At 29.1% G+C, this 20,789-nt stretch carries 22 protein-coding genes; 1 reads left to right on the plus strand and 21 read right to left on the minus strand.

Features of this window, described 5'->3' with window-relative positions; translation table 11 throughout:
• Positions 1-257: 257 nt before the first annotated feature.
• The 18 genes from K0040_RS17530 to yabG form a co-directional block, all read right to left on the minus strand.
• Positions 258-443, minus strand: a complete 186-nt coding sequence (locus K0040_RS17530; RefSeq protein WP_228110024.1) for a hypothetical protein — start codon at positions 441-443, stop codon at positions 258-260.
• Positions 444-726: 283 nt separating this feature from the next.
• Entirely contained in the window at positions 727-2,226 is a 1,500-nt protein-coding gene (gene lysS, locus K0040_RS17535) for a lysine--tRNA ligase (RefSeq protein WP_416390196.1), read from the minus strand.
• A 62-nt stretch (positions 2,227-2,288) separates the two neighbouring features.
• The gene (greA, locus tag K0040_RS17540; RefSeq protein WP_228110026.1) at positions 2,289-2,765 is read right to left on the minus strand and encodes a transcription elongation factor GreA; all 477 of its coding nucleotides are present in this window, start codon (positions 2,763-2,765) and stop codon (positions 2,289-2,291) included.
• A 97-nt stretch (positions 2,766-2,862) separates the two neighbouring features.
• The gene (gene dusB / locus K0040_RS17545; protein ID WP_228110027.1) at positions 2,863-3,840 is read right to left on the minus strand and encodes a tRNA dihydrouridine synthase DusB; all 978 of its coding nucleotides are present in this window, start codon (positions 3,838-3,840) and stop codon (positions 2,863-2,865) included.
• Between the two features lie 172 nt (positions 3,841-4,012).
• On the minus strand, positions 4,013-4,780 hold the full coding sequence (locus tag K0040_RS17550) for a type III pantothenate kinase (RefSeq protein ID WP_228110028.1): 768 nt from the start codon (positions 4,778-4,780) through the stop codon (positions 4,013-4,015).
• Between the two features lie 17 nt (positions 4,781-4,797).
• Positions 4,798-5,400: an ECF transporter S component gene (locus K0040_RS17555; RefSeq protein WP_228110029.1), complete on the minus strand. Its 603-nt coding sequence runs from the start codon at positions 5,398-5,400 to the stop codon at positions 4,798-4,800.
• Between the two features lie 210 nt (positions 5,401-5,610).
• On the minus strand, positions 5,611-6,579 hold the full coding sequence (locus K0040_RS17560; protein ID WP_228110030.1) for a P1 family peptidase: 969 nt from the start codon (positions 6,577-6,579) through the stop codon (positions 5,611-5,613).
• Positions 6,572-7,549, minus strand: coding sequence for a biotin--[acetyl-CoA-carboxylase] ligase (locus tag K0040_RS17565; protein WP_228110031.1), 978 nt, complete (start codon positions 7,547-7,549; stop codon positions 6,572-6,574). The genes K0040_RS17560 and K0040_RS17565 overlap by 8 nt, the downstream gene beginning before the upstream one ends.
• Before the next feature lie 106 nt (positions 7,550-7,655).
• Positions 7,656-9,632: an ATP-dependent zinc metalloprotease FtsH gene (ftsH, locus tag K0040_RS17570; protein WP_272491581.1), complete on the minus strand. Its 1,977-nt coding sequence runs from the start codon at positions 9,630-9,632 to the stop codon at positions 7,656-7,658.
• A 32-nt stretch (positions 9,633-9,664) separates the two neighbouring features.
• Positions 9,665-11,050, minus strand: a complete 1,386-nt coding sequence (tilS, locus tag K0040_RS17575) for a tRNA lysidine(34) synthetase TilS (RefSeq protein ID WP_228110033.1) — start codon at positions 11,048-11,050, stop codon at positions 9,665-9,667.
• 265 nt (positions 11,051-11,315) lie between these two features.
• Entirely contained in the window at positions 11,316-11,720 is a 405-nt protein-coding gene (locus K0040_RS17580) for a YwiB family protein (RefSeq protein ID WP_228110034.1), read from the minus strand.
• Between the two features lie 142 nt (positions 11,721-11,862).
• Positions 11,863-12,387: a cell wall hydrolase gene (locus K0040_RS17585; protein ID WP_228110035.1), complete on the minus strand. Its 525-nt coding sequence runs from the start codon at positions 12,385-12,387 to the stop codon at positions 11,863-11,865.
• A 35-nt stretch (positions 12,388-12,422) separates the two neighbouring features.
• Positions 12,423-13,079 carry a stage II sporulation protein R gene (spoIIR, locus tag K0040_RS17590; protein ID WP_228110036.1) on the minus strand — a complete coding sequence of 219 codons (657 nt, stop codon included), beginning with the start codon at positions 13,077-13,079 and terminating at the stop codon, positions 12,423-12,425.
• A 200-nt stretch (positions 13,080-13,279) separates the two neighbouring features.
• Positions 13,280-13,951, minus strand: coding sequence for a GntR family transcriptional regulator (locus tag K0040_RS17595; RefSeq protein ID WP_228110037.1), 672 nt, complete (start codon positions 13,949-13,951; stop codon positions 13,280-13,282).
• Complete coding sequence (gene ispE / locus K0040_RS17600; protein ID WP_228110038.1) at positions 13,944-14,825, minus strand: 4-(cytidine 5'-diphospho)-2-C-methyl-D-erythritol kinase; 882 nt, start codon at positions 14,823-14,825, stop codon at positions 13,944-13,946. Before ispE ends, K0040_RS17595 begins: the two co-directional genes overlap by 8 nt.
• 121 nt (positions 14,826-14,946) lie before the next feature.
• On the minus strand, positions 14,947-16,497 hold the full coding sequence (locus K0040_RS17605; protein WP_228110039.1) for a DUF3794 and LysM peptidoglycan-binding domain-containing protein: 1,551 nt from the start codon (positions 16,495-16,497) through the stop codon (positions 14,947-14,949).
• A 90-nt stretch (positions 16,498-16,587) separates the two neighbouring features.
• A complete protein-coding gene (locus tag K0040_RS17610; RefSeq protein WP_228110040.1) occupies positions 16,588-16,866 on the minus strand; it encodes a Veg family protein in 279 nt (92 codons plus the stop codon).
• A gap of 159 nt (positions 16,867-17,025) precedes the next feature.
• Entirely contained in the window at positions 17,026-17,877 is an 852-nt protein-coding gene (yabG, locus tag K0040_RS17615; protein WP_228110041.1) for a sporulation peptidase YabG, read from the minus strand.
• Between the two features lie 200 nt (positions 17,878-18,077).
• On the opposite strand from yabG, the gene K0040_RS17620 reads away from it, so the two are divergent.
• On the plus strand, positions 18,078-18,665 hold the full coding sequence (locus K0040_RS17620) for a DUF1638 domain-containing protein (protein ID WP_228110042.1): 588 nt from the start codon (positions 18,078-18,080) through the stop codon (positions 18,663-18,665).
• 44 nt (positions 18,666-18,709) lie between these two features.
• Here the strand turns inward: K0040_RS17620 and K0040_RS17625 are convergent, their stop codons facing one another.
• The 3 genes from K0040_RS17625 to K0040_RS17635 all read right to left on the minus strand — a co-directional run bounded on the left by K0040_RS17625 (position 18,710) and on the right by K0040_RS17635 (position 20,640).
• Positions 18,710-19,186: a C40 family peptidase gene (locus K0040_RS17625; RefSeq protein ID WP_228110043.1), complete on the minus strand. Its 477-nt coding sequence runs from the start codon at positions 19,184-19,186 to the stop codon at positions 18,710-18,712.
• Between the two features lie 204 nt (positions 19,187-19,390).
• Positions 19,391-19,888, minus strand: coding sequence for an SEC-C metal-binding domain-containing protein (locus K0040_RS17630; RefSeq protein ID WP_228110044.1), 498 nt, complete (start codon positions 19,886-19,888; stop codon positions 19,391-19,393).
• Between the two features lie 44 nt (positions 19,889-19,932).
• Positions 19,933-20,640, minus strand: a complete 708-nt coding sequence (locus tag K0040_RS17635) for a peptide arginase family protein (RefSeq protein ID WP_228110045.1) — start codon at positions 20,638-20,640, stop codon at positions 19,933-19,935.
• Positions 20,641-20,789: the final 149 nt, after the last annotated feature.

The raw sequence follows: 20,789 nt of genomic DNA on the forward strand, positions 1-20,789 counted from the left end.
GTCCATCGCTCAGACTAATCATTATCTGAATATCTGGCTTGGTTTGTTTGTTGTTTCAGTTTAATTCTTTAAGAATTAATTTATTGTTAACCTACTGTTTAATTTTCAAAGTTCTTTGCTTGTTTCAACTTCTTTATCTTACCAAAGTTGTTTTTCTTTGTCAACAACTTTTCTAAGAAATTTTCATTTGTCTGCCCTTATCTCAAGGACAAGTAATATTATATCATTTATAGCACAGTAGGTCAACACTTTTTTATTTATTTTGCTATTTTGTTTTTATAATTATACGTAATATTTGAAGTAGCTGACTTTGTGTTATTCTTTTTGTTATTACAGATTACTTTATTAAATACTTTAAATGTATCTTCACATAAAAAAATCATAACTTGTAAACATAAAAAGCATATACTTATAAGACATATCCATGACATAATTTGATTCATTTTCATTGCCCCTTCCGTATAACATTAATTTTTATATTCATTTCTAAGTATTTATCCATTTTTCCTTTAATAATTTTTCTTTCATTATTTTCATAATAAAATATCATTTTTTCTTTTTTATCATTTTAAATTAGGTAGCAACATTTTTTGTTCATGTTTTTTATATTTTACTGTTGATATGTAAATTAATTTTTGTAATAAAAATATTTCTATTTTGTGCAACAAAAAAACTCATGCCTATATAACTATAAAATTTATTAAGCACGAGTTTTTTATATTAAAACTATTCTTCTATTTGATTTTTATTTTGGTCAATAGGTTTCATCGTTGGGAATAGTATTACATCTCTTATCGATGCAGAGTTAGTAAGTAACATCATAACTCTATCTATACCTATTCCTAGTCCACCTGTTGGAGGTAAACCTACCTCCAACGCATTTATGAAGTCTTCATCCATATCGCAAGCTTCATCATCACCTAATTCTTTTTTTCTCATTTGATCCATAAATCTTCCTTTTTGGTCTATTGGATCATTAAGTTCAGAGAATGCATTAGCTAATTCCCATTTATTTGCGAAAGCTTCGAATCTATCAGTTTTTCTTGGGTCTTCAACATTTCTCTTAGCAAGAGGTGATACTTCAACTGGATGATGTGTTATAAATGTTGGTTGGATTAATTTATCTTCACCGAATTCTTCGAAGAATGCATTTATAACTTCTCCTCTTCTCATTCCAGGCATTATTTCTATACCTTTTTCTCTAGCTATTTCTAAAGCTTCTTCGTCTGTATTTATTATATCAAAGTCAACACCAGTATATTCTTTAACGCATTCTATCATTGTCATTCTTCTCCAAGGTGGTTTGAAATCTATTTCAGTTCCTTGGTAATTTACAACTGTGCTTCCTGTAGCTACTTCCGCCATATGAGATATAAGATTTTCAGTTATTCTCATCATATCTTCATAATCAGCATATGCTTGATATAATTCCATAGCAGTATATTCTGGGTTATGCTTTATAGACATACCTTCATTTCTGAACATTCTACCCATTTCATATACTTTATCAAATCCACCTACTATAAGTCTTTTTAAGTATAATTCATTTGCTATTCTTAAGTACATTGGTATATCTAGTGTATTGTGATGAGTAACAAATGGTCTAGCATTGGCTCCACCAGCAATAGTATTCAATATAGGTGTTTCAACTTCTAAGAATCCTCTTTCATCTAAGAATGCTCTTAGGGCTTTTAATGCTTTTGTTCTTGTTAAGAACGCATCTTTAACTTCTGGGTTAACTATTAAGTCAACATATCTTTGTCTATATCTTATATCTTGATCTTTTAATCCATGATACTTTTCTGGTAATACTTGTAGTGATTTAGATAATAAAACTACAGAAGTCGCTTTTACTGATATCTCTTCTTTTTTAGTTTTAAATACTTCACCTTCTAAACCTATGATATCACCTATATCATAAGTTTTAAAAATATCGTAATCTTCTTCGCCTATTCTATCTTTTCTTACGTAACATTGTATTCTTCCATCTTGATCTTGGATATCTATAAATCCAGCTTTTCCTTGAAGTCTTTTGCTCATTATACGTCCAGCTATTTTAACAACTTTTCCTTCCATTTCGTCAAAGTTATCTTTTATATCTTTAGAATAGTTAGTTCTATCATATCTGCTTTGTTCAAATGGGTTTTTGCCCATTTCTTGTAACTTGCTCAATTTTTCTCTTCTTACTTTAAGTACTTCTGTAAGGTCTTCTTGGTTATCAATCATATTTTGTTGATCTTTACTCATTTTTATCCTCCAAGTTATGTTCTTATTAAATTTTAGTTAAATTATCTTCTTATATCTAATATTTTATATATTGCAACACCATTTGGCACTTGAACTTCAACATCATCACCTTTATGTTTTCCTATTAACGCGCTTCCTACTGGTGATTCATTTGATATTTTACCATTGTATGGATCAGCTTCTGCAGAACCTACTATTGTATATTCTACTTCTTCTTCAAAGTCAGTATCATATACTTTAACTGTTGATCCAATTGTTACTATATTGCTGTCTATTTGACTTTCATCTATTATAACAGCCTTTCTTAAAATATTTTCTAATTTTACAATTCTTTCTTCTACTTGAGCTTGCTCATTTTTAGCTTCATCGTATTCAGCATTTTCCGATAAGTCTCCAAATGAAATAGCTACTTTTATTCTTTCTGCAACTTCTTTTCTCTTAACTGTTTTTAAGTACTCTACTTCTTCTTCTATTTTGTTGTAACCTTCCTGTGTAAGTATCTCTTGTTTTTCTACCATAACCCCTACAACTCCTTCTATATAATTTTAAAATACGCTTATTCAACATATTTTACATTTATTCCTATTGATTTATTATGCGCTATATTATAAGTCACTATCTTATTTGTGTCAAGGAGTGTTCCATATACTCTTCTAACATAGCAATTACTTCTTTGTAATCTGTTATTTTATTAATTTGATCTCTGTATTTAGCGGAATTTTTTAAGCCTTTTAAATACCAACCTATATGTTTTCTCATTTCTCTTACAGCAACATATTCTCCATGTTCAGCTACTGCTAAATTCATATGCTTTATTGCCGTAGTTATTCTTTCTTCTAGTGTTGGTTCAGGTAATATTTCTCCAGTTTCCATATAATGATTTATTCTTTTGAATATCCAAGGGTTTCCTTGCGCGCCCCTACCAATCATTATAGCATCACATTTAGTTTTTTCTAACATATTTACTGCATCTTCAACTTCAAATACATCTCCATTACCTATCACAGGTATGTTTATAGTTTGCTTTATTTGCTCAATTATATCCCAGTCTGCCTTACCAGAATAAAATTGTTCTCTTGTCCTACCGTGTATAGCTAAAGCACTTATTCCACATTGTTCTGCTATTTTAGCTATCTCAACAGCATTTACACTGTCGTTGTCCCAGCCTTTTCTTATTTTTAATGTAACTGGTTTTTTTGAGTTCTTAACTACTGAACTTAAAACTTCTGATGCTAGTTTAGGATTTCTCATCAAAGCAGATCCATCACCATTTTTTATAACCTTTGGTGCTGGACACCCCATATTTATATCCAAAATTTCATTTGGATACTCATTCATTATAGCCGCTGCTTTTCCCATAAATTCTGGTTCCGATCCAAATATTTGAACTGCAATAGGGTGTTCTTCATCTTCTATTTTTAACATTTTTTTAGTATTTTCATCATCATAGCAAAGAGCCTTAGCATTTATCATCTCCGTGTAAAGCATTCCACATCCTTTTTCTTTACAAATTAATCTAAAGGGTAAGTCTGTTACACCTGCCATAGGAGATAAAAAAACTTTATTATTTAATTGGACATTGCCTATTTTCATCTTCTGTCTCCTTTTAATTATGAATTATTTATAATGATTAACATTTTTCCAAATTTTAATTAACTACTCTAAATATATTATTACAAATTCTGAAAATATACTATTATTATTTTGTATTGTATTATTTTTACATATTAAAAAGGAATTGGATTGCACCAATTCCTCTGTGACTTTATTTATTTTTTTCGTGTATTAATCTTAATCCTTCTAAAGTTAAAAATCTATCTACATAATCTATGCTATCAGTTTCTGAATGAATAAGAGAAGATAATCCTCCTGTAGCTATAACTTTTATATTTTCACTACGTAATTCTTTTTTCATCATTGATATTATTTTTTCTACCTGTCCAACGTACCCATATATTATTCCTGATTGCATTGCTTCCACTGTAGTTTTACAAATAGTCTTGCCTGGTTTAAGAAGCTCAACTCTAGGAAGTTTTGCTGCACCATTAAATAATGCTTCACTTGATATCTTAAGTCCTGGACATATTGTTCCACCTAGATACTCTGCTTTTTCAGATATAGCACAGAACGTTGTAGCTGTTCCAAAGTCTACTATTATTAGTGGACTTCCATATTTTTCAATTGCAGCCACAGCATTTACTATTCTGTCTGCTCCTACTTGTTTAGGATTATCATATTTTATATTTAGTCCTGTTTTTATTCCAGGACCCACTATCATAGGTTTTTTGTCGCAATACTTTATGCAAAAATTTTCTAAAGCATGCATTACATTGGGAACAACTGAAGATATTATTACATCATCAATTGATTTTAAGTCTATTTTATCATAGGTTAATAAATTGCTTATTAACATTCCATACTCATCAGATGTTTTGTGTATATCTGTACAAATCCTCCAGTCTTTTACTAAAGTCTTTCCTTCGTATACACCTATAACCATATTTGTATTTCCTATATCAAATACTAATAGCATATGTTTAAACCTTCTTTCTATTTTTTGCCTTTTCTTATTAGTGCCACTGAAACTGCAGATACTATCAATCCTGCGATTAAAGCTTCTGGTACTCCGCTTGTTAAAACAACGCCAAATAATAATTTAGCTGCGCTTGATCCTTGCTGTTCCATAAGTGCTAAGTATTTATCTGCGTATAGTATATAAATCATACCTAAAACGCCAGCCGTATTAGCAATAGATCCTATTATACCTGCTACAAATCCTGAAGCATATACCTTTTTGCTTAACTTGTATACACCTTGATATACATAATAAGCTACTATTCCTATTAGTATTCTAGGAAGTACAGACACTAGTGGATTTATAAATAATGGCGACAATAGTACTGGTTGTGTTATTGCGTTCCATAAACTTGTTAGTCCAAATATCAACCCTATTGTTGCGCCTACTAATGGACCTTCTATAATCGCACCTATAATAACTGGTATATGCATTATAGTTGCTTTTATAGGTCCTATAGGTATATAACCTATAAACGGTAACATCGACATCATAATAGAAATTGCAGATAAAACTCCTATTATAGTCATTTTCCTTACATTTAACCTTCTTTGTGCTGATGCTTGTGTGTTAATCATAATAAAAATACACCCCCGTTCCAGCTCTTAAAAGATGCCGGACTATTTTAATTTTATTTAGTTTTGACTTTTGCGACTCTTAAATGTCAACTAAGTCAGACTCTTCGTTAAGAAGATGTCAGCTATATAACAAGACAATTTTAACAGTGACTTTTTGCATTGTCAACAATATTATAAACATATATAGTTCAAATTTTTTGTATGGTTTTATTATTTGTCATTTTCTAATTCATTATAAGAAATAATATCTTTTATGTTTTCAGCATTTTTTATGGCATTTATAATACTTTTTTCTACTACTTCCGCTGCTAGGCTTCCTAATAGAGTAATATCTGAATCAACTTCTATTTTCCCAGTTGACATAGTAAATATTGCGTCTCCATCATGAGGTGTGTGTATAGGAAATATGGATTTTGCATATCCATCATGAGCCATTTGAGATATTTTTTTACATTGTGTTTTTGTTAATTTGGCATTAGTGGCAACTATGCCTATAGTTGTATTGTCTATTTTAAATCCACCTTTTACAAACCCCGACTTCATTATTTCATATGTATTTAGTAATTTTGTTTTATCATCGTTTAACACTCCAGCTATTACTTTTCCATCCTCATATATATCTCCAAAAGCATTAACAGCTATTAATGCCGATACTACTATACCATTATCAAGCTTAATTGAGCAACTTCCTATTCCACCTTTTGTTACATAGTTCAATCCTTTTATTTTTCCTACAGTGGCTCCACATCCGGCTCCATAGTTACCTTGCTTTAATTCAGTTTCACTGGCATTTAAACAGGCCTTGTATCCCATTTCTTTATCTGGCCTTACCTTATAATCTCCTACACCTAAGTCAAACAACACGGCTCCTGTTACAATAGGTACTTTACAAACTCCAACATCAAAACCTATATTTTTTTCTTCTAGATATTTACTTACCCCGCATGTAGACTCTAATCCGAAAGCTGATCCTCCAGATAATACTACTGCATGTACTTTTTGAACTGAATTTATTGGATCTAGCAAATCTGTTTCTCTCGTTCCTGGAGCAGATCCTCTAACATCAACTCCACAAGTTGCGCCTTCTTCACATATTACAACAGTACAACCAGTTAACGCATCTGTATCTTCTATTTGACCAACTCTCAACCCCTTTACATCCAAAATATTATTATACATATCCTTTAACTCCCCTTATTGAAACTTCTCCAGATAAAATTTCTTGTACGTTATTGTTAGCATCCCTTACTATTAAATTTCCGTTATCACTAATATCAATGCATTTGACTAGTTCCTTCTCATCACCTTTAATTATATATACATCTTTATTCAGTATTGCTGAGTATTCTTTGCAAATTTTTAAAGTTTCTTCTTTGTAATCATTTTTTATATAATCATTATATAGCTTTTCAAATTCATAAAGAACTTGTGATACTATTTCTACCCTTGATAAATGATAATTTTCTTTATATAAAGATGTTGCTTTTTCTTCTAAGTCTTTATCGAAGTCTAGGTTTTTCACATTCATACCTATTCCAACTACCACATAGTTGATTCTTTCAATTTCGGCAGATAACTCAGTTAGTATTCCACTTACTTTTTTATTGTTTATAATAATATCATTTGGCCATTTAATTTTTGCAGGTACCTGTAAGTTATTTAATGCTTTTAATATAGCTGCTCCTGCTATTAAAGTTATAAAAGGAGCTTTGTATGGTATAATCTCTGGTTTAAGTATTATGCTCATCCATATACCTTCTTTGGATTTTGATTGCCAATTTCTCCCCAATCTTCCTTTGCCTTTTGTTTGTTCTTCGCTTATAACTACAGTTCCTTCTTCAGCATTATTGCCTATTTTCTTTAAGTAATCATTAGTTGAATCTACACTTTCAAGATGAATTATATTTTTTCCTATAGTTTCTGTTTTTAAATTATGATAGACATTCTGTGGGTTTAATAAATCTTTTGGTGAGCCAATTAATCTATATCCTTTTTTGTTAACAGATTCTATATTGTAGCCTGATTCTCGTAAAACATTAATATGTTTCCATATAGCTGTTCTAGATATACCTAGCCTTTTTGATAATTCCTCTCCCGATACAAAGTCCGATCCACTGTCTAAAATAGCTTCTATTATTTTATCTCTCATACTTCACCTCTATTATTTCGCATTTTTTATAAATTAATTATACACTAATTATATTATATATAAATAAAAACAGGGCTTTAATGCAAGCCCTGTTTTTCTGTTTAAATTACTTATTATCATCTTCTGGCAGTTTAAACTCTTCTAATTTTGATTTACGTAAACTAACCTTTTCTTCCTCATTAGATTCTTCTTGTGTATCTTCTTCATCATCAATAATAACTTTTGATTCTTCTCTTTTTGCAAATACATCTTTTTCATCTAATGATAACTCTTCATTAAATGCTTCCATAAATTGAGCTGAATCTAATGTTTCATATAGTAGTAATCCTTTTGCAACATAATGTAATTTCGCCATATTTCCATTTAATATTTGTTTACATTCCGCATAAGCATTTTCAACTATATCTCTAACTTCTTTATCTATCTCAAAGGCTATCTCTTCTGAGTAATTTTTCTTAGTTGTTATGCTGTTTCCTAAGAATACCTCATCATCACTGTCTCCGTATACCATAGGTCCCATTTTTTCACTCATACCATATTTTGTTACCATAGCTCTTGCTATTGCTGTAACTCTTTCTAAGTCATTAGATGCTCCTGTTGAGATGTCCTCCATGATTAATTCTTCTGCAACCCTACCGCCAAGAGCCATCACTATAGTTTCTAACATCTCATTTTTAGTACCATACATTTGATCTTCCTTAGGAAGAGGTTCAGTGAATCCACCAGCTCTACCCCTAGGTATTATAGTTACTTGGTGAACCGGGCTTACATTTGGAAGTATATGCATACAAATAGCATGACCTGCTTCATGATAAGCTGTAAGCTTTCTATCTTTTTCACTGATAACTCTAGATTTTTTAGCTACACCAACCATAACTTTTGTTATAGCTTCCTCTATAGTATCCATATGAATTTCTTTTTCTCTTTTTCTAGCTGTTAATATAGCTGCCTCATTCATTATGTTTTCAATATCTGCCGGAGTAAATCCTGGCGTTCTCTTAGCTAACACTTCTTTATTTACATCGTGTGCTAAAGGTTTATTCTTTGAATGAACTTCAAATATAGCTTCCCTACCTCTAACATCTGGTACTCCAACCACTACCTCTCTGTCAAATCTACCAGGTCTAAGTAATGCAGGGTCTAAAATATCTGGTCTATTTGTTGCAGCCATGATTATTATTCCTTGGTTAACTCCAAATCCATCCATCTCTACTAGAAGTTGATTTAGAGTTTGTTCTCTTTCATCATGACCTCCACCAAGCCCAGCGCCTCTTTTTCTACCAACAGCATCTATTTCATCTATGAATATTATTGCAGGTGCACTTTTCTTTGCTTGTTCAAATAAATCTCTTACTCTCGATGCTCCAACACCTACAAACATTTCAACGAAATCAGAACCACTTATGCTGAAAAATGGCACTCCAGCTTCTCCTGCGACAGCTCTTGATAAATATGTTTTTCCTGTCCCTGGAGGACCAACCATTAGTATCCCTTTTGGAATTCTAGCACCTAAATTAATATACCTCTTGGGGTTCTTGAGGAAATCCACAACTTCCTGCAGATCTTCTTTTTCCTCCGACAGTCCTGCCACATCTTTAAATGTAACTCTTGTTTTTTCATCATCTTTATGAACCCTGGCTTTAGATTTTCCAAAACTCATAACCTTTCCGCCTCCACCTTGAGACTGGTTCATAAAGACAAACCATATTATAATCATAAATCCAATTAGAAGAACAGTTGGTAACATACTTACAAACCAAGGCGTTTGCGGTTGTGCTTCTCCATCAAATACTAATTTATTTTCCACTGCTTGATTCAATATCTCATTAGATAGTTTATCTCCTAATATTTCATTTGGTATATATGATGTAAACTTCTTGTTTGAATCTTTTATTACTCCTTCTACAGAAGTTCCATCCACAAAGTGTATTCTCGATATATTTTCTTCAGTTAAGTTTTTATAAACTTCGGAAAACTTCAACTCTTCAACTTTAGTTGTCTGAGTTCCCGAGAATTGTACTATGCCTATTATTATCATAAACAGTAACAGATAAAAACCTGCTCCTTTTAAAATTTTGTTCAAAAGAAGCCCTCCTTTCATAAGTTGTTTTAATTCTAAATTTTCTTAAAGCAAATCTTTAAGACTTCTTTTGTGGTTTCATCAACCTTATATGCTTCACTATTTCTAAAATTTCCAACACATAAAATTCCATTATCATCTTGCATAACTGGAACTTTACATCTTTCTTCTTTTGGAATTTTTAAATCTATGAATAATTGTTTTAATTTTTTACTTCCCATAGAAAGTTTTATTTTATCCCCTGGCTTTCTACTTCTTACAACTATCCCCCCTTTAATTTTATTACAATCAAACCATTTTAATGATTTATCTCTTTTCAAAGCCTTATACCTATTTATAGGCATTGTTTCAGTTTCAATAATTATATTAGCTTCATTTATTTTGACAAACCCATTTTTAGGTACTTTATAAGAGAATTCTATTTCTTCAAATATAATTTCTTTTGTTGTAAATACCAGTTTATTTTTTTGTCTATAAACAAATAATCCTCTTGGGAGAACTATTTTTTTATCAATCTTATTTTCATCTTCTAAGTCTAAAACTTCCTCAACATGCTTTTGGTCTATAAAATTTGTATCTCCTAAAACATATTTTATTCCTAATCTAATAATTCTACTTTTTAATGACTTATGTAAATTCATATATTTATTTAGCTTAATCTCTAAGTTATATGCATCTATAAAAGCTACTTCTTTAAATTTCTTAAAAGCCTCTTCTTCTATGTAATCATTGTCAATTCTTAAGCCATTGCTCATTCTTACTATGGCTTCTATTATATTAGAATTAAAATTATCCTTCATATATGGTATAAGATCTAATCTAATTTTATTCCTTGTATATATGTTTTCTAAGTTTGTAGCATCTATTCTTGGATTTAATTTATATTCTTCACAGTAAGCTTCTATTTCAGATCTCTCAATTTCTAAAATAGGTCTAATTATAGCATCGTCTCTTATATAATCTATACCTTTTAAGCCTTTTAAGCCTGTACCTCTCATCATACGCATTAAAACGGTTTCAGCTTGATCATTCATATTATGAGCTATAGCTATTTTATCAGCATTTAATTTTTCTTTTATTTCAAAGAACATCTCATATCTTAACTTTCTTGCTCCTTCTTCTAGAGACAACTTATTTTCTTTACAATATTGTGGTACATTTATAGATTTAACAAAAAAAGTTATTCCTAAACTTTCGCACAATTGAGAAACATATAAAGCATCCTTTTGAGCTTCCATACCTCTAATCTGATGATTCAGATGTGCTGCATAAACTTCTATGTCTAAAACATTTCTCAATCTACTCAATATATGTAATAGACAAACTGAGTCAGGTCCTCCAGAAAGGCCTAACACAATTTTATCTCCATTTTCAATTAAGTTGTATTTTTTTATCGTACTTAGCGTTTTCTCAAATATCATATTTTATACCTCTATTACAATTAATTTTATCAATAATTAATTTAATTGCCTTACTTATTTGCATCAATTTTTAATTAATGAAATTCTTAACTACTAGTACTATTTTCTATAAAAAAACTTCAAATCCTTGTTTATATTTATCCTATTTTTTAAGAATATTTTTTAAACACTATAGTTATAATGATAACAAATAAATGAAACAAAAGGTAGTATTTTAACTACCTTTAATTTTATTACATTAAAAATATTTATTTTTTAACTTTATTTATTGATAAATATTTATTTTTATTTTATTACGACCTTTAAACATATCTATTATTTCTATATTATAATCTATTTCAATGATAATATTTTCTTCATTTTTTATACTTAAACTTGTAGTTTTTGTTTCTACATTAAACATACCTTGTGGTGTTGTATAATTAGAATTAATTGTTTGATTTTCTTTAAAAACCATAGTTGAATTTATTTCACCAAATCTTTTTATCGTTATTTTATCATTTTCAATTTTAATAGATGTTGTCGTTTCCTTTCCATCCTCTTTTTCCCTATAAACTACATAGGTATTATCTCTTTTTTCATATAAAGTACCCGTAGCATTTAATTTTATATCATTTTTTTCTCCATATTCATTATATTGAATCGTATGGATATTAATTTTAACTTCCAATACATTGCCTCCTTCTAAATATGGCTTTTTATAAGTAAAGCATTTCGTTTTATATTTTACTATCTAGATGATAATTATAATTTATTTTATAAAAAAAATAAAGGAGTAAAAACTCCTTTACTTTTTTATTTTAAATTATATATTATTTAGCAAAAACATGATTCCCTATCCTTAAGTAAGGATTTAATGTGTTTATCCAATTACATGTAGATATATCTGGGTTCCAGAAATATATTGCATTGTTGGTTGGATCACTTCCGTATAGCGCTTCCTGAGCAGCTCTATATGTAGAACTTGTTGGCTCTGCATATATAGTTCCATTTTTCACTACAGAAAATGCATTTTTTTGATATATAACTCCTTCTAAAGAATCTGGAAACCTAGAGTCCTTCACTCTGTTAATTACAACTGCTGCTACAGCAACTTGTCCTTCATAACTTTCTCCTCTAGCTTCTCCTGCTACTAACTTTGATAATAACATTATTTGTTCATCATTAAGATTTATAACTGCTTCTTTTTTCTCATCTTGTTCTTTTATTTGCAAAAAACAATTTTCTGTTTTATTGTCTAAATAATAGTATTCTAGTGCATATATTTGTTTTATAGGTACAAACAAATTGCCTAAAACTAATAGTGATACTATAAGTGTTTTATAGCACCTATCCATAGTTAAAGTCACTCCTTTTTTGTCTTATTCTTGATTTAAAATAAATTTTGAAATACTTCTGTTATCTTAAATTTAAATTTTAAATTAGTTACTTTAGTTTGATTTTTAGCCATTATTAAATCATACTCTTGTGGTGTTAATATCTCTTTTAGCTTTTCATCAGTTTTTTCATCTATTACTCCATTTTGTTCATCTACAAAGCAAAGAGGAGGAAACATTACACACCACCAGTTTTTACCTTTTCCCTCTCCTATTATAATTTTTAAAGCTTTATATTTACCTGCTGGTAAAACTACACTTGAGTATTGCTTAGCCGGAAAGTCACTGTATTGCAAGCCAATATTAACGCTATAGTCATATCCGTTTTCAGAAATAATATTCTTGCTTATTTTTTCTAAGTTATCATATTCATTTTTTATAATTGCTTCACTTTCTTCTATTGATTTAGAGTTTTCAAGTTTTGGTTGTAAATAAGCTATAACCGCATCTCTAACTTTTAATTTCAATTCTTGATCATCATCTGTATCACTATTAGCTATAACATGAAATCTTATTAATTTTTCCTTATAATCATAGCTACATGCCTCTATTTTAGTTATTTCTTTTGATATTACTAGCGCAGTTAATAATAATATGGTAATCAAAATACTAAACAGTATGTATATTCTTTTTTTTATATTTTTTGCTTTCATAATAATCCCCCTCAAAAATTAATTCATATTTTGAGTGTATCCATTTATTATTTTTTTATACAGAAATTTGATTTGTAACACATACAATAAAAATTCATTTTAAGCAGTAACTTTGATGAAATTAATCCTTTTAAATTATGCACTATAAACAATAAAAAAAGAAGGCCAAGCCTTCTTCAAAATATAATTTCCATTTTAGTTTAATTATTTACTGTATTCTCCATAAAAAATTGTTCTGCCAATTCTATATGCTCTGTTGCATACTTTTTAGCTAATTCAGAGTCACCTGATTTTATTGCTTCTAATATTCTATTATGTTCATCCACTAGGCTTAAAGATGCCTCATAGTTTGATACATACGTCACTCTGAATCTATGCACTTGTTCCCATAAAGAAGTTATTAAGTGATATAGTTTTTTATTATTTGCCATTAAAAATATCTTCTCATGAAATTCTACATCTTTTTTTAATACATTGTCTATGTCAGTTTCTCTTACACTTTTTTCAAATTCTTTTGCAACTCTTTCTAACTCAGCAATGTCTTCCTCCCTTAGTCTCTCTGATGCTAAAGATGCCGCTAATCCTTCTAGGCTTGCTCTTATTTCTAATACGTCTATTAAATCTTTAAATGACATATTAGCCACATAAGCACCCTTTCTTGGTAACATTACTACTAAACCTTCAAGTTCTAATTTCCTAATAGCTTCTCTTATTGGAGTTCTACTTACCCCTAATTGTTCCGCCAGTTGCACTTCCATAAGTCTTTGACCTGCTTTTAAATTACCTTCTAAAATAGCTGTTCTTAGATTTTCAAATACTACATCTCTTAATGGCTTATAATTATCTAGATTTAATTTTGTTAAACTATCCATTTATTTCAACCCCCTTTTTATGGCTTTTAACTAGATATACTTGTTTAAAGTTTTCTAGTAAAATTTTTTTACATTTTTTTGCATCTTCTTCGTTGTTATATAATCCAAAAACTGTTGGTCCACTTCCACTCATCATAGCGCCTAATGCTCTATTATTTATCATAATTTTCTCTATCTCACTAATAACAGGATATTTTTCCTTAGTAACGGATTCTAAAACATTATACATACTCTTTGATAATAACTCTATTTTATTTTCTTTTAATAGCCTTATTAATAATTTATTATCTGGCCTTTTTTTAATAATTTTAGAATCTATAGCCTCATATACTTCTTTTGTAGACACAAATAATTCTGGTTTACACACCAAAATAAATGCATCCTGAGATAAACCCTCTATATTTGTTAATTTTTCTCCAATATTTCCTGCCAATGATGTCTCTCCCTCAATGCAAAAAGGCACATCAGCTCCCAGCTGTAAACCCATTTCCTTAAGCTTATCTTTACTCAAGTTAAGATTCCATAATTTGTTCAGTCCAACTAAAACTGCGGCTGCATTACTACTTCCACCTGCCATACCAGCAGCTACAGGTATATTTTTATCTATGTAAATTTTTATACCTCTCTTTATATTGAATTCTTGCTTTATTAAACTAGCAGCTTTATACATTATATTGCTACTATCCACAGGTATATCTTTACTATTACTATTTATTATTATTGTATCTTCATCTAGTGAAAAAATTTTTATAATATCAAATAAGTCAATAGTTTGCATTATCATTTCAACTAAATGATATCCATCTTGTCTCTTTCCTAATACATCTATAGATAAATTAATCTTAGCTCTACTTTTCAGTTCTATAGAATTCATTTCATCCTCCTTGTATGTGGTTGCACTTAGTATAATGGATTCTCGAATTATAATAATTATACTACAAAAATAAAATAATAGGGGTTTTATCCCCTATTATTTTATTGCTTTTGTTAGTTTACTAATTTACCATTGTAACTTTTTTTTGTAAAATCAAGCATTTTCCTGGCTTAATTGGCTCTTCTATTTTAATTTCATTTACATCTGCTATTTCTTCTTCTGTTGTATTATATTTTTTGGCTATATCCCAAAGATTGTCACCTTCTTTGCAAATATATACGATTATACTAGGAGCTGTCGAAAGATCATAATCACCTTGATCTTCACCTTTTATAATAAAACTTTCTGATTTCTTATCTATAGCTTCTGTGAATCTTTTCACCTTTATTACTAAGTCTATCTCGTCTCTATTTAAATCTGCCTCAACTTTATCAATACAAACTGTATTAAATATTGAACAAGTATCACTTAAGTTTTCAATAACAGCATCATTTTCAAAAGGAATTTCCTCTGATAGCTTATATATCATTTTCTCCCCTTCAACAGGAACAAATAATATTACAACTTTTATTATTCCTTGAATTATGCTTTTATTTCCTTCTACATAAGCATTCTCTATAGATATTGATGGACACACACTTACTATATCTTTCACTTGCATGCTATCATCATCTATACTTAAAGTATCTCTAACTGTAAACATTTCTGACATAGAACATAATGCTTTGTTTAAATTTATTAGTCTATGATCAAATTTTACAATTTTTTGTGGAGAATACGCATCTTGTAATACTTCTCTAGTTACTTCATCAGTAACTTTTACCTTACAACATACTGTACATTCTATTTCTAGCATGGCTGTATTACTTTCACTATTGTCTTTGAAATTGTAATTAAAATCTCCTATACTTAATAAAGTTTCTTCTCTCATTCCGTCAAAAGCTCCTGGAACTTCAATAAATTGTGTGAAATCAATGCCTACCTTGTCTAGCTCTACAATATCACCTTCACAAGTGCATGCTAGAGGACTAATTTCTAAAACTCCACCTATTATAACTTTATTGTCTGCTATTCTGCTTTCTTTAACTTTTACCACAGGTGTAATATTTATTATTGCAGCTACCTCTTCTGAGCTTATAGCTATAGTGTCTCTTATTACACTTTCTGTTTTTTCTATGCCAATGATATCTTGATATACTATTTCTTTTCTATGTTTTTGAATGCATTCAACTTGAGAAACATCCTTTACGATATCTAATCTTTGTTTTTCAAATAAACTACCTTTAATATTCATAAGAGCTCCTACTCTTATCTTTCTTTCATTCAAAATTGTACAATCAACATGTTCTACCTCTGGATATAGCATATACTCCATATCTTGAACTATATTATCTTTTTCTACGACTTCATTTATGTCTATTTTTCCGCAAACATTGGATAAAGTACTTTTATCATCTGCTATATACATAACATTGTAATTAAAACTTCCTCTACATACAAGTTTTCCATCTGATACATCAATTTTACTCAATGCTATGTACCCTTGAGTATCAACTATTTCATAGACGTCTGATTTAATATCTGGCACTACCGCCTCTGATTCGATAAATGTTTGATACTTCCCAAAGTCAACTCTGCTATCTATTTTGATTATATCCTTAATTAATTCCATATTTGTCCCTCCTAAATATAAATAAACTATCACACTATATTTATATTTAGGAAAGCAAAAAAAAATTACACCTAATTTAATAGGTATAATTTAACTTACGCTTAATTTATCGTCTTCTATTTTACTATCTTTAAAAACTTGTAATTTTACATTTTCTGTTAACAGATCAGAGTAACTATAAGATACTCTTTGATATCCACTTCCGCTTGCTTCTAGCTTCACTATAAAGACACTAGGATAAACATTTTCTAGTATTCCCCTTTTGGTTGTAATCTGTTTTCTTCCCTTATTTGCTTTCAATATTATTTTTTTGCCTAGATGTTTTTCCAAATTCAGTCTAATGTTATCTAAAGTTTGAACAGTAGCCATAATATCACCCTCTTTTAGTTTCTATGTTTACATAATATCATAAGAAGAGGTCTTTGTCAAATGTTTTAACTAATTATTTTATATATTTTCAAAGCAATTGTCAATAGTATTTTTAAAGAATACAGTATAATTTTATAAAAATATATTTTTAATATAAAATTATATTAATCTAGGCATTGCCCATCTAAATTTTCCTCTAGTTTCAAAACCCCCTATTCCTTTATATCCTGTTATTGTTTGTTCTATTACTTCTTCTATTGGCACTACCATATCAATTCTTGAACAAGCAATTTTTTCAACAATAAATACAGGGTCAAGGGCATGTATCATTATTCTTCCTGGAGAACTAGCATAGTTTGCACCTGCTCTTATTATTTGCTCATAATTGGATTGACATGCACCTGCAAATATAACTAGACCATCAAAATCAGGTTGCCACTTTCTAGCTTCTCTAACACATTTTATAAAGTTATAAGAATTTCTATAGTTATTTATATCTTTTAAATTTCCCTTTTTAGACGTGATAGCATCATGTCCTGTTATGACCAAAATATCGGGTTTGTGCTTTTCTAAAAGCGCTCTCACTTCTTTGTACTGGTTTGCTTCTGGTATGGCTACTCCAATAGCTGGTATTCCTAATTCAGTATAAACATCTAAACATATTTTTAAATATTCTTTGTCTCCGTCTATTTGGAGCACCTTTCCTGGAATACCATATACATTACTACTGGACTGAAGTTTAGGAGCTCCTCTATACAAATTTTGTCTTTCCCTTGCATTAACCACTGATCTATATAATAAACTTTGAACATTTTTATCTATCAAAATCCCCCTAGTGTCATTTTCTTCCACCAATTCTAAATCATCCAAGTATGCATCTGCCATTAATCTAAAAGCCACACCTTTTAACATGGCAACTTTTTTATTTTTATCGTCCTTAGAAAATCCTATTATTTTAAATATAATATCTCTATTATAAGATTTTCTAACAACTATATCTCCCTCTTTCATAGTTGTCCTCCTTAACATATGGTTTTAATTTATAGTATGTTTTAGAGGATATTTTGTTCATATGTTGATAAAAAACATATTTTGTTAAATCTAATCAATGTACTAGATTAATATGTTCCCATATATATATAATAATTTCTAATATATAATGTATTTAGGAAAGTATTTTTTGTGCTTATAAAAAAGGGGGCTTATTACATATGAATATATTTATTTTATCTTGTGGAGTATTTGAACCAGAACTAAATAAAATTTTAGAAGATATAAAAAAAGAAAAGTTATTTAAAGAAGACATTAGTGTAAAATATCTACCATTTGGACTTCATACTAACTTGGACAAACTGAAAAGCGTAATTACTAGTAGTTTAGATAGCATACAGTCAGATAAGATAGTTTTGCTTTACGGAAGTAAGTGCCATTATATGTTTCATGAGTTTCTAAAAGGCTATGATAATTTAATCACCTTTAAAGATTCTAATTGTATGGAGTTAATAATTGGAGATGAAATAAAAAACAACAATAACAACTTATATATAACACCTGGCTGGGTTATTAAATTCGATGAGCTAAATAAATTTATAAACGCAGTAGATATTTATGATATTAGACAACAGTATGGACAGCATGATAATGTTATAATTGGTGATACAGGCGTATGTGAATTTACAGATGATATGATATTTGATTTATTTGAAAAAATTCAAGTACCCATAGAAATACAAAAAACAGATATTAATAATTTTAAAAATAAAATAATTGATGCTATAAAAAGAGCTATAAATGACTGATTTAAATCAGTCATTTATAGCTCTTTAATTTATATATTTAAAACTTATATTACTCTTCTTCCATTTACAAAAGTTTTGTAGTAATGACCACTTGCCATACTTGATATTACAACCTTACCTTTAGTAGATGATGCATGGATAAATTTTTTGTTACCTATATAGATTCCTGCATGAGATACTCGTCCTTTTCCTGTTGTAGCAAAAAACACCAAATCACCTTTTTTTAATTTTTTTCTACTTACATATTTTCCTTGTTTACTTTGTGTAATTGAAGTTCTAGAGATACTTTTACCTGTAGTCTTCTTTATAGTATAGTATGTAAATCCAGAACAATCAAATGCAGATGGACCCGACTTTCCCCAAACATATTTTTTCCCTAATTGTTTTTTTGCAAAACTTACAACTTTCGTTGACTTACTACTTTTTGAAGCTGCATCTATTTGAGTTGGTGTTGTTAACACCGGCATAATCATTGTAACAAGTAATAATAAGGTTATTAATTTTCTTTTAAAATTCTTCATATTATTCTATATAGTATTTAAACTATATTTATTTCCCCCCTAATCTGATACAATTCAAATTGTAATCTTTTTGTAATAACTACATATATATTGTTACATTTTTGTAACTACTTTGCAATAGTTTTTTTCCATATTCTTGAGTAATTATAGTTTTTTTGTTTTGTAACAAAAAAAGCTACCTCATTAAAAGGTAGCCTAAATTATTTATTTTCCACAACATTTTTTGTATTTCTTTCCACTTCCACAAGGGCATGGATCATTTCTTCCAACTCTATTTTCTTTAACAACAGTTTTAGTTTTTTTGTATGCTTTTTCTATTTCTTTTCTTTTTTCTGCTGATAATATTTCTTCCCAGCCTGGTAAAGTATATAACCATTCAGCTTCTACATTTAACATGTTGAAGTATAATTTCTCGAAATCTATTTTTAAAGATATTTCAGAATCAGCTTCTATTTCTTCTAAAACTATATCTTCTTTTAAACTTTCACTTATTCCATCTATGAATCCCATGAAGTATTCAACAGAAGTATCATGAGATGCAGCTAAGTCAACAACTTTCCCCTCTATAACTTCTATTTTTTTATTTAATAATTCATTGTATATTCCCGCTTCTACTTTTAAGTATTCTTCCCAAAATTTCACTTCAGCTTCTTGAGTTTCAAGATTTTCACTTAAAGCTCTCCATTCAGTTAATAAACTCATATTAATGCTCCTCCTAAATTTAATTTAAAATCATCCTTATTTAACTATACTATTATATCACAATTAAATAATTCTTTTAATACCTTTATGGCATAGTCTTGTTCTATAAAATATGGGCTCGTAGCTATAGTTATAACTTTTGCTCCTTGTATTAATTCTTTAATTCTATTTAATCTAAAATCATAAGGTATGTAGTCCATATCTTTCGAAAATATATCTAAATCTATGTCTAGCACATATTCTCCGTCAATTTTGGCATCAAAGCCATAAGAACTATCAATTATTGTAACTTGTGAAAAAATTTCTTTCTTCAATGCAGGTTGAATAAAGTTTCCTACGTTTAGTACTTGATTAGTATACATAAATACGTCATTCAAACTGTCTATATTCACATTATAATGATTCGGCTCTCTCATATCTTTATGTTGATCCACATGAACTAATTTACAACCTTTATTAAATTCTTTATTTTTTAAACTTTTTATCCAAAAATAAAAGGCATGATTGTGGTTGTCAAAAATATATATAATTTTATCTTCAAATTTATATTTTACCAAGTTTTTAAGACCTATAGCTTTTATTTCATTATATTCATCAATTTCATTAAAAACTATATTGTCACCAATTTGCACATCTTCTAAATCGCCTTCAATTAGCTTTGGTACAAAAATTTTTTTATTTTTCCTTTCTTCATAAGAAAAAATATTATTTCCATAAGGTTTATCAATATAAAACCCTTTATATCTTTCCATTGTATCTCCTTATTATTTATACATAATTCCTACGAAAATGATTTTAGCCAAAGGCTGTTTTTTGCAACACTAAACTAAACCTACTATAAATAGGTTAAATTTAGTGTTGTTTTTACTTTTTTATACCCCCTCTAGACTACATCTTTCTA

This window comes from Terrisporobacter petrolearius (genome assembly GCF_020748185.1).
GTDB lineage: Bacteria > Bacillota > Clostridia > Peptostreptococcales > Peptostreptococcaceae > Terrisporobacter > Terrisporobacter petrolearius.

Coding starts and splice junctions, on each gene's coding strand:
- K0040_RS17560 (WP_228110030.1), bottom strand. CDS start 6,579: ATGTATAATAATATTTTGGATGTAAAGGGGTTGAGAGTTGGTCAAATA.
- spoIIR (WP_228110036.1), bottom strand. CDS start 13,079: ATGAAAGCAAAAAATATAAAAAAAAGAATATACATACTGTTTAGTATT.
- K0040_RS17610 (WP_228110040.1), bottom strand. CDS start 16,866: ATGGCTACTGTTCAAACTTTAGATAACATTAGACTGAATTTGGAAAAA.
- K0040_RS17565 (WP_228110031.1), bottom strand. CDS start 7,549: ATGAGAGATAAAATAATAGAAGCTATTTTAGACAGTGGATCGGACTTT.
- lysS (WP_416390196.1), bottom strand. CDS start 2,226: ATGATTGATAACCAAGAAGACCTTACAGAAGTACTTAAAGTAAGAAGA.
- dusB (WP_228110027.1), bottom strand. CDS start 3,840: ATGAAAATAGGCAATGTCCAATTAAATAATAAAGTTTTTTTATCTCCT.
- greA (WP_228110026.1), bottom strand. CDS start 2,765: ATGGTAGAAAAACAAGAGATACTTACACAGGAAGGTTACAACAAAATA.
- K0040_RS17620 (WP_228110042.1), top strand. CDS start 18,078: ATGAATATATTTATTTTATCTTGTGGAGTATTTGAACCAGAACTAAAT.
- K0040_RS17605 (WP_228110039.1), bottom strand. CDS start 16,497: ATGGAATTAATTAAGGATATAATCAAAATAGATAGCAGAGTTGACTTT.
- tilS (WP_228110033.1), bottom strand. CDS start 11,050: ATGATATTTGAGAAAACGCTAAGTACGATAAAAAAATACAACTTAATT.
- K0040_RS17625 (WP_228110043.1), bottom strand. CDS start 19,186: ATGAAGAATTTTAAAAGAAAATTAATAACCTTATTATTACTTGTTACA.
- K0040_RS17595 (WP_228110037.1), bottom strand. CDS start 13,951: ATGGATAGTTTAACAAAATTAAATCTAGATAATTATAAGCCATTAAGA.
- K0040_RS17555 (WP_228110029.1), bottom strand. CDS start 5,400: ATGATTAACACACAAGCATCAGCACAAAGAAGGTTAAATGTAAGGAAA.
- K0040_RS17630 (WP_228110044.1), bottom strand. CDS start 19,888: ATGAGTTTATTAACTGAATGGAGAGCTTTAAGTGAAAATCTTGAAACT.
- yabG (WP_228110041.1), bottom strand. CDS start 17,877: ATGAAAGAGGGAGATATAGTTGTTAGAAAATCTTATAATAGAGATATT.
- K0040_RS17585 (WP_228110035.1), bottom strand. CDS start 12,387: ATGGATAGGTGCTATAAAACACTTATAGTATCACTATTAGTTTTAGGC.
- K0040_RS17530 (WP_228110024.1), bottom strand. CDS start 443: ATGAATCAAATTATGTCATGGATATGTCTTATAAGTATATGCTTTTTA.
- K0040_RS17550 (WP_228110028.1), bottom strand. CDS start 4,780: ATGCTATTAGTATTTGATATAGGAAATACAAATATGGTTATAGGTGTA.
- ispE (WP_228110038.1), bottom strand. CDS start 14,825: ATGAATTCTATAGAACTGAAAAGTAGAGCTAAGATTAATTTATCTATA.
- K0040_RS17635 (WP_228110045.1), bottom strand. CDS start 20,640: ATGGAAAGATATAAAGGGTTTTATATTGATAAACCTTATGGAAATAAT.